Origin of the sequence: Pseudomonas sp. HY7a-MNA-CIBAN-0227 (genome assembly GCF_040310325.1) — a bacterium.
In the GTDB taxonomy this organism is placed as follows: domain Bacteria; phylum Pseudomonadota; class Gammaproteobacteria; order Pseudomonadales; family Pseudomonadaceae; genus Aquipseudomonas.
In genome coordinates this window covers 199,516-208,212 of the sequence record NZ_JBEOPT010000011.1, presented here as the reverse complement: position 1 = coordinate 208,212, position 8,697 = coordinate 199,516, and the positions used below count along the sequence as shown (strand labels likewise).

Below are 8,697 nucleotides of genomic sequence, written 5' to 3'. Positions count from 1 at the left end.
TGGGTAAACCGGCAGGACGCCGGTTTAGCCGTGTTGGGCCAAGGATGGCCCATCGCGGCGGCCCACGGAGCAATGCCTTCGTTCGGGCATGCCGAGCCTAAGCGAGGCACCAAGTGGTGGGGCAAGAGCGCTTTGGTTACTTTCGTCTGGGCCGGCATTCTGGCTTTTCGAAAGTGACACGCCGTAAGGGCGTAACCCTAAGCCGCCATGACTAAAATAACGGATATGTACCCAAGCCCAGTCCAGCCTGAAAACCCTGCCGGCAAAGATGCATAGATACCCATGGCAGGCATACCACAACAACCCGCGTGCCACATTCAGGCGCCAGCGGATTCGGTTCATGTGCCGTTATTGGTCGCGGCTGGCGCGCCGAATGTCAAAACGCTCGATAATGGTGCGCTGATGCTCCGGCGCCAGGAACATCCTCCTGGGCCTAACTTTCGGGGCAGCCTGAACCTGTCGGCTACCCACTCAATGCCCAGACCGGGCAGCACGCTATCGCTGGCCAGCGCGTAACCGGGATAACGAAGGAGGCAGAGCTGCTAGGGTATAGTTCAACTTGACGCCGCCCAAAGGAAGATCAGCCTGGGCCCAGAAAAACCCCATAACAGTTGGGAAACTCATGCTGACTGCTTTTTTGCAGTATCCCGTTTCATTTGGCGACCCAGCAGCAAATTTCAAGCAGATTCGCGACAGTGTAGACGCGGCACAATTTGATCTCCTGGTCATGCCCGAGCTTTGCACCATCGGTTATTTTCACAGCTCGCGTGAGGCATTGTTTATTCATGCTGAATCAGCGTTCGATGGGCCAACCGCGCAGTTCTTACTGCAACTATCGGCAGACAAGAATGCAACGCTAATTGCTGGCATCGCTGAGCGTGACGGCGATCACATCTACAACACGGCGATTGTCGTATCGCGCGGGCGCTGGCTGGGGAAACAACGCAAGTGCCACCTGTCACGCATAGAAAAGCCCCTTTTTACCCCAGGCGATGCATTAGCGTGCTTCGATGACGGAATCTGCCGTTTTGGCGTTCTTACTTGTTTTGACCTCTGGATGCCAGAAGCCGCTCGCCTGCTGGTGCGCCAAGGTGCGCAGTTATTGTGTTGCCCAGCCAACTATGGTGGACCCTGGACAACCCAGCTTGCGCGCATTCGGGCAATGGAAAACGCCACTCCGCTAATCTGTGCCAATCGTACCGGTGTGGAAATGTATGCAGGCGAAGAGGCGACATTCAGAGGTGAAAGCCAAATTGTCGGGCCTATGGGAGAAGTTTGGGCATCCGCCACAGAAAAGACGTCGCTTGGCTTGTCGACAATCGACCCAGCTGCGCATGTTCTCAAGGCGAATCCTATGTGTGATGACTTGATGGAAGAGGCAAGTCGCTATGCTTTATCTTTCGCCCCCAGCCGGAACCTCCCCTAAATGCCGCAAATCGCAGCTTCGCTCTCACTGAGCCTATCTGCAGTTGCAGCCCAGTGACATGCTCCTCACGGCCCTGATGCCATTCACCAGAACCTCAAAAGGTTGGATTTAAAGGGAGTTGAGCCCTTGCAGCAGCGCCTTGTGGAACTGCGCTGGCTCTTCCATCTGCGGTGCATGGCCCAGGCCCGGGAATTCCACCAGGGTGGCGTGGGGAATCAGCTTGGCCACTTGTTTGCCCAACACTTCGTAGTGGCCGATCTTCGCCTTGACCGCTGGCGGCGCAATATCGCTGCCAATGGCCGTGGTGTCGGACGTGCCGATCAGCAACAGGGTAGGCATCTGCAAGTCCTTGAACTCGTAGTACACGGGCTGGGTGAAGATCATGTCGTAAATCAGCGCCGAGTTCCACGCCACCTGGGTATGGCCGGGGCCTTTGTTCAGGCCGGCAAGCATCTCGACCCAGCGGTCGAACTCCGGCTTCCAGCGCCCGCCGTAGTAGGTGGTGCGCTCATAGTTGCGGATGCCTTCGGCACTCAGCTTCAGCTCGCGCTCGTACCATTGGTCGACGCTGCGATAGGGCACGCCGAGGGCTTTCCAGTCTTCCAGGCCAATGGGGTTGACCAGCGCCAGTTGCTCGGTTTGCTGCGGATAAAGCAGGGCGTAGCGTGTGGCGAGCATGCCACCGGTGGAGTGGCCCAGCAAAGTGGCTTTCTGGATGCCAAGCTTTTCCAGCAGTTGGTGAGTGTTGATTGCCAGTTGCTGGAAGCTGTATTGGTAATGATCCGGTTTGCTGGAGGTGCAAAAGCCGATTTGATCGGGAGCGATTACCCGGTAACCAGCGTCGCTCAGGGCCTTGATCGAGTCGTCCCAGGTGGCGCCGCAGAAGTTCTTACCGTGCATCAGTACGATGCTGCGACCGTTGGCCTTGCCCTTGGCGGGTACGTCCATGTAGCCCATTTGCAGGGCCTTGCCCTGGGACTGGAAGCTGAAGTGTTCGATTGGGTAAGGGTATTCAAAGCCTTGCAGCTCAGGCCCGTAAGCTGGGCCTTCGCTCGCGGCGAAAGCGGGAAGGGTGCTGCCGAGCAGCAGGCCGGCAAGGCAAAACGAGCGAGATATAGACATGGGCGGGCTCCAAAGACGATGTCCGGATGCTGTCGCGCAGGGATTAAGCGTAGATTAACGCCGGTCAGATCCAGTGCAGGGTCAGCATCGCCAGCACCCCGTAGCGGGTACCTTTGGCCAGGCTCACGATCAGCAAAAACCGCCATAACGGCTCGCGCATCACCCCAGCCACCAGTGTCAGTGGATCGCCGATGATCGGCAGCCAACTGAGCAGCAACGACCAATGCCCCCAGCGCTGATAGTGAACGCGTGCCTTATCCAGCTTCGCGGAGCTGACGGGGAACCAGCGGCGGTCCTTGAAACGGTCAACCGAGCGGCCCAGCAGCCAGTTAACCACTGAGCCCAGGACATTACCAAGGGTGGCGATGGCAAGGAGTAACCACAGGCTGTAATGGCCGCTGAGCAGCAGCCCCACCAGCACCGCTTCCGATTGCATCGGCAACAGCGTCGCCGCACCGAAAGCGGCGAAAAACAGTCCCAGGTAGCCCGCCAGCATCTATCAGTGTACCGGGTAGTCAGCGATCACTACGTCTTTGCCTTCGCGGGTCAGGCCGATGACCTGATAAGGGTGGCTCATGCCGTCCGTTTCCATCCCCGGCGAGCCCATTGGCATGCCCGGTGCGGCGACGCCCAGCAGATCGTCGCGCTTGCGCAGGGCCAGAACCTGCTCTGCGGGCACATGGCCTTCGACGAATTTACCGTCGATCACCGCCGTGTGGCAGGACCCCAGGCGCGGCGCAACACCCAGGCGCTGCTTGACTGCGCTCATGTCGGTTTCGACAAGGTCATTGACCTTGAAACCGTTGCTTTCCAGGTGGCTGATCCATTTTTTGCAGCAACCGCAATTGGCATCGCGATGCACATCAATCGGGATCAGCTCGGCAGCCTGGGCCAGGGTAGTCATGAACAGGGCCGACAGCAGGGTCAGGCGCAGGGTGGTTTTCATCGAAGGTCCCATAGGTAACGAAATGTACGGAGATAACGCATTCTCCGCGCTTTTGAGAAAAGGGTCGCCTGGTTATGTTTCGAGATTATACGGAAGGTTGACAGCTCCAGGACGCAGTAGCCTAGCGTCCTAGAGCTGTCGGCAAACTGAGGGGAAGATGACGGTTTTGTCAGGTCAGGCGTTTTCCAGGTGTTGCTTGAGCTGCTCCAGAGCCTGATTCGACAGTTCTGTCATGCGCTCATGCAGGGTGGTGAGTTGCAACTCAGTCTCATAACTGAGAACGCGCTTGAACAGGGTGCCGCTACCTTGCGCCTGCAGAACGTAGTGAATGCAGCCATCCACTGTCGGTGAAGTGAATACAGTCTTGAACTCACGGGGCGGCACGGCGATTTGCACCCTGTAGCTCAAGGGCACTCGCACGCCCAGCAGGTCGATCATTTCGGTGAAACGGTGGCCGGCGGGCAGCGAACCGTGGGTGCCAGTGTCGGCACTCAGGGAAGTTGGATGCCACTCATGCCAGCGATCCGGTTGGGTCACGTAGTCGTAGACAGCTTCGATGGGGGCCTGGATATAGCGTTCCTGGCTGATCCGCTCAAGGCGGTTCGGCTGCTCAACGGCATTCATGACACACCTCCTGTGTGGCGAAAGTGGGCACTAGGACTGTCAGAATAGTCGCGCTCCCGTACATCGCACGGGAGTGTTCGGGCTTTTTGTCAACGCACTTTGAAGCGGCCCATCAACGCAATAACCTGGCCATTAGCCTCCAGCAAACTCTGGGTATTGTCTTCAGTGGCGTGCCCGCTTTGCACCAACTCTTCAACCATATGGCGAATGTGCACCATGCTGCGGTTGATCTCTTCGGTCACCGCGCTTTGCTGTTCGGCAGCGGTGGCGATCTGAGTACTCAGGTTGTTGATATGGCTGACGGAGCCGGCCATTTCATCCAGCCCGCTGTTGACCCGAGCGGTGGCATCGGCCGCCGACTGGCAACTGGCCTGGGTATTTTCCATGGCCGTGACCGAGGAAGTGACGCCCAGGGTCAGGCGCGCGAGCATTTCGTTGATTTGCGAGGTGCTGGCTTGAGTCCGGGCGGCGAGGGCGCGCACTTCATCGGCCACCACGGCAAACCCGCGTCCCTGCTCGCCGGCACGGGCGGCTTCAATCGCCGCGTTGAGCGCCAGCAGGTTGGTTTGGCCGGCAATGGCGCCGATCACCCCAAGTGTCTCTGTGATGCGCTGGGCGTCCTGGCGCATGTTTTCCACGGTATGGGTGGCGCTGGAAACTTCGCCGATCAAGGCACTGACGCTCTTGGAGGCTTCCCCCACGACGATTCGCGAACGGTCTGCGTGTTCGTTGGCGCTCTGGGTGAAGGCGGCGGTTTCAGCGGCGTTTTGCGCCACGGTGTCGGCGGTGGAGCTCATCTCGGTGATGGCCGTGACGGTCTGGTCGGTTTCCGAGGCGTGGCGTACCAGGATCTGGTTGGTCTGGGCCGACGTTTGCTGCAACTGCGCCAGGCTTGAAGACATGGCGCCGGTGGCCAGGGTTACTTCGCCGATCATGTTTTGCAGGTAGACGATAAAGCGGTTGACCGAATGACCAATGGCACCCAATTCATCCTCGGTGTGGATGGTGATACGCCGGGTCAAGTCGGCGTCGCCGGCGGACAGCGCATCGATATTGGTTTTCAAGGCCTTCATGCGCTGCACCAGTTGGCGAATCGCATAGACCTGCAACAGCACCAGCAGCAGGACCATGGGGATCTGCAACAGGCTCAAGGTGCCGAGCACGTCATCGCGCTGGGCGGTGATCAGCGAGGTGGGCAGGGCGGTGGCAAGGAACCACGGTGTGCCTTCAATAGGGCGCATAAAGAAGGTGCTGGCTACGCCCTGATTATCGAACTCGTTGCGTTGCAACGGCTGGTCGCGATGGACCAGGCCGGCGCTGACCTGGGCGGCAAACGCCGAGGTGCCTGCCAGTTCGCTGATGTTTTTCAGCACCACCTGGCCGCTGATGCGCGAGCTGTTGCTGATGATCTTGCCGTCACTTTCGACGATCAGCATTTGCCCACCGATGTCTTTTTCCTTGCGAGCTACCAGGTCATTGAAAAAGCCCAGGGTCACGTCAATGGTGGCAACGCCGTAGGGCGCGCCATCGCGCTGGATCACCATGGCGCAGTTGGTGCGCGGTTCTTGGCTGGCGTCATCCTTGTAGGCCGCCGCCCAGGCGCACTGGCCCCGAGGTGTGGCCATGCCGCCTTTGTACCAGGTCTGGTCGTAATAGTTAGGGGCTGCGTCGCTGTTCCAAAAAGTATTGACCGCCAGCTTGCCCGACACATCGCGATGCCAGAAGGTGCTGTGTTTGTTGCGCCCCGGTGTGCGCTGGTTGGGCAGGGGCCAGATGCCGCCGCCGAACACTTTCAGTTCGCCGTACTGGTCCACCAGGCCGGGCAACACCTTGTCGATGGCATCGCTGTCGAGCAGGGGAATAGTTTGGGTGATGCTGCGCTGCTGGGCCTGGACCTTGTTCAGTTCGCCCTGGATCTGTTCAGCCACCTCGGCAATACGGTTGAGGGCGACCTGTTCCTCGGTTTGCCGAAGCTTGGGAGCCACCAACTGTCCTATGCCCACGACCGTCAAGACGAATAGCAGCAGGACGAATAACACCAGGAACAGGGTGTAGCGGGCTTGGATAGAGCGCAATGGGGGCATGGGGGTCGTCCTTACGAAGCGTTTTATTATTCAACGCGGCTTTTTTAGAGCTTCGTAGGGCTATCGGCCTGGAAAGAAGGAGCTTTAGGTACGATGGTGCAAGAGTGTTCGAGCGCATGAGGGGAAGGTCGTCCACGATCAGGATGAACGACCAATATTTCAATAGCTTACAGCTGATAGTTCTTTAGCTCTCTAGCAATCACCATCCGCTGGATTTCACTGGTCCCTTCATAAATCTGGGTTATCCGTGCATCCCGGTAATAGCGCTCCACCGGGTAATCTTCCAGATAGCCGTAGCCACCATGGATCTGCATCGCCGAGGAACAGACCTTTTCCGCCATTTCCGAGGCGAACAACTTGGCCTGGGATGCTTCTGACAGGCACGGCTTGCCAGCACTGCGCAGGCGAGCAGCATGCAGGATCAACAAACGCGCGGCATTGAGGCGGGTCTGCATGTCAGCCAGCAGGTTGGCCACGCTCTGGTGCTCGATGATTGCCTTGTCGAACTGCACCCGGTCACGGGCGTAAGCCAACGCCGCCTCGAACGCGGCGCGGGCAATGCCCAGGGCCTGGGCGGCAATGCCAATGCGGCCGCCTTCCAGGTTGGACAAGGCAATGGCCAGGCCCTTGCCACGCTCGCCCAACAGGTTAGCTTCGGGCACGGTGCATTGATTGAGGGTGACTGCACAGGTGTCCGAAGCGCGGATGCCCATCTTGTGTTCGGTGCGATCCACCACAAAACCTGGCGTGTCAGTGGGAACGAGGAATGCAGAAAGCCCTTTCTTGCCCAGTTCCGGGTCTGTCACGGCAAAGACGATGGCCAGCTTGGCCCGTTTGCCGTTGCTGACAAATTGCTTGGCGCCGTTGATCACCCATTGGCCGTCCCGCAACTCGGCACGGGTACGCAGGTTGTGGGCTTCGGAGCCGGCCTGGGGTTCGGTCAGGCAGAAGCAGCCGATGGCCTGGCCGCTGGCAAGGTCGGCCAGCCAGGTTTCTTTCTGCTCTTGTGAGCCGTAGTTGAGGATGGGGCCGCAACCCACTGAATTATGGATGCTCATCAGCGCGCCAGTGGCGCCGTCACCGGCGGAAATCTCTTCGACGGCCAGGGCGTAAGCCACATAGTCGACATAGGTGCCGCCCCATTCTTCCGGGACCACCATGCCCAGCAGGCCCAGTTCGCCCATCTTCGTCACCAGGGCATCGTCGATCCAGCCGGCTTTTTCCCACGCTTGGGCATGGGGCGCGATTTCGCCTCGGGCAAAGTCGCGCGCCATGTCGCGAATCATGACTTGTTCTTCTGTAAATTCAATATCTTGCATGGATTAGTTCCTGTTCTGCTCGAAGTCACAGAAGAAGCTTTCGACGTGGCCGGCATCCAGCGCCTGCAGAGTCGGCGGGTTCCATTGCGGGGATTTATCCTTGTCGATCAGCAGGGCGCGCACGCCTTCGATCAGGTCGCCACGGGCAAACCACTGACGGTCCAGGTGCAACTCCAGGGCAAAGCAGTCTTCCAATGCAAGGTGCCGACCACGCCGGAGCATTTCCAGGGTCACCGCCATGGCCAGTGGCGAGCGGCCCTGCATCAGCTTGACCGTATCCAACGCCCATTCGTGGCTGTCAGCGACGGTGACTTGCTGCAATTGCTCAACGATGCTGGGCACGTCGGGCAGGGCGAAGAAGTGTTCGATGGCTGGGCGCAATTTAGCCAGCGGCGCGTCGGCAAGCTGCTGCACTGCCAGTTTGGTCAGCAGGCCCTGGAGATCCTTGAGCGGGAAGTCATGCCATTGCAGGAGATCGAGTTGCTGGTCAAGTTCCGCCAGCCTGGCGCTGTCCAGGTACCAGTCGGCCAGCCCACAGTACAACGCGTCGGCAGCGCGGATCTGCACGCCGGTTACGCCGAGGTAGATGCCCAGTTCACCGGGAATACGCGGCAGGAAATAGCTGCCACCGACGTCAGGGAAGTAACCGATGGCAACCTCTGGCATCGCCAGACGACTGCGTTCAGTGACCACCCGAAGGTCGGCGCCCTGGACCAGGCCCATGCCGCCGCCCAGGACAAAGCCGTCCATCAGCGCGAGAACAGGTTTGCGGTAATGATGAATCGCCAGGTCGAGGGCGTACTCTTCGACGAAAAAATCCTGGTGCAGGGTGTCGCCGTTCTTGAAGCTGTCGTACAGCGAGCGTATGTCGCCGCCAGCGCAGAAGGCTTTTTGCCCGGCACCACGCAGGACGACGGCGTGAACTTGCGGGTCGTCAGCCCAACCCTGCAAATGCCGGGTGAGGCTGCGGACCATGTCCAGGGTGATGGCATTAAGGCCAGCAGGGCGATTGAGGGTGAGGTGGCCGATGTGGTTGCGTATCTCGGCGAGGACGTCGTCCTGGAGGGACTCGGCGCTGCACGTCGCCTGGGATGGAGCCTGAGCAGTCATCTGTAACTCCCTGCTTTTATTGTTCTTTATTAAAATGTTCGCGGACGAACCATTTCCCGATCGTAC

General features: G+C 59.2%; 8 protein-coding genes and 1 pseudogene. 1 reads left to right on the top strand and 8 read right to left on the bottom strand.

What is annotated here, in order from left to right; all coding sequences use genetic code 11:
- Nucleotides 1-622 precede the first annotated feature (622 nt).
- Nucleotides 623-1,426 (top strand): nitrilase-related carbon-nitrogen hydrolase, encoded by an 804-nt coding sequence (locus tag AAEZ06_RS19295; protein WP_350615674.1) that lies wholly within the window; start codon nucleotides 623-625, stop codon nucleotides 1,424-1,426.
- A 108-nt stretch (nucleotides 1,427-1,534) separates the two neighbouring features.
- Here the strand turns inward: AAEZ06_RS19295 and AAEZ06_RS19290 are convergent, their stop codons facing one another.
- From AAEZ06_RS19290 to AAEZ06_RS19260, 8 genes and pseudogenes are all read right to left on the bottom strand, one after another.
- Nucleotides 1,535-2,548: an alpha/beta fold hydrolase gene (locus AAEZ06_RS19290; RefSeq protein WP_350615672.1), complete on the bottom strand. Its 1,014-nt coding sequence runs from the start codon at nucleotides 2,546-2,548 to the stop codon at nucleotides 1,535-1,537.
- 64 nt (nucleotides 2,549-2,612) lie between these two features.
- Complete coding sequence (locus tag AAEZ06_RS19285) at nucleotides 2,613-3,044, bottom strand: YqaA family protein (protein ID WP_149414930.1); 432 nt, start codon at nucleotides 3,042-3,044, stop codon at nucleotides 2,613-2,615.
- A 3-nt stretch (nucleotides 3,045-3,047) separates the two neighbouring features.
- Nucleotides 3,048-3,494 (bottom strand): DUF411 domain-containing protein, encoded by a 447-nt coding sequence (locus AAEZ06_RS19280; RefSeq protein ID WP_350615670.1) that lies wholly within the window; start codon nucleotides 3,492-3,494, stop codon nucleotides 3,048-3,050.
- A gap of 174 nt (nucleotides 3,495-3,668) precedes the next feature.
- Complete coding sequence (locus AAEZ06_RS19275; RefSeq protein WP_350615668.1) at nucleotides 3,669-4,118, bottom strand: SRPBCC family protein; 450 nt, start codon at nucleotides 4,116-4,118, stop codon at nucleotides 3,669-3,671.
- A gap of 89 nt (nucleotides 4,119-4,207) precedes the next feature.
- Nucleotides 4,208-5,020, bottom strand: a complete 813-nt coding sequence (locus AAEZ06_RS28620) for a methyl-accepting chemotaxis protein (protein ID WP_502948042.1) — start codon at nucleotides 5,018-5,020, stop codon at nucleotides 4,208-4,210.
- A gap of 48 nt (nucleotides 5,021-5,068) precedes the next feature.
- Nucleotides 5,069-5,248 (bottom strand): annotated as a pseudogene (locus tag AAEZ06_RS28615) (HAMP domain-containing protein); the annotation flags it as partial.
- 1,121 nt (nucleotides 5,249-6,369) lie between these two features.
- Nucleotides 6,370-7,521 carry an acyl-CoA dehydrogenase family protein gene (locus AAEZ06_RS19265; protein ID WP_149414934.1) on the bottom strand — a complete coding sequence of 384 codons (1,152 nt, stop codon included), beginning with the start codon at nucleotides 7,519-7,521 and terminating at the stop codon, nucleotides 6,370-6,372.
- 3 nt (nucleotides 7,522-7,524) lie between these two features.
- Entirely contained in the window at nucleotides 7,525-8,631 is a 1,107-nt protein-coding gene (locus tag AAEZ06_RS19260) for an enoyl-CoA hydratase/isomerase family protein (protein ID WP_149414935.1), read from the bottom strand.
- Nucleotides 8,632-8,697: the final 66 nt, after the last annotated feature.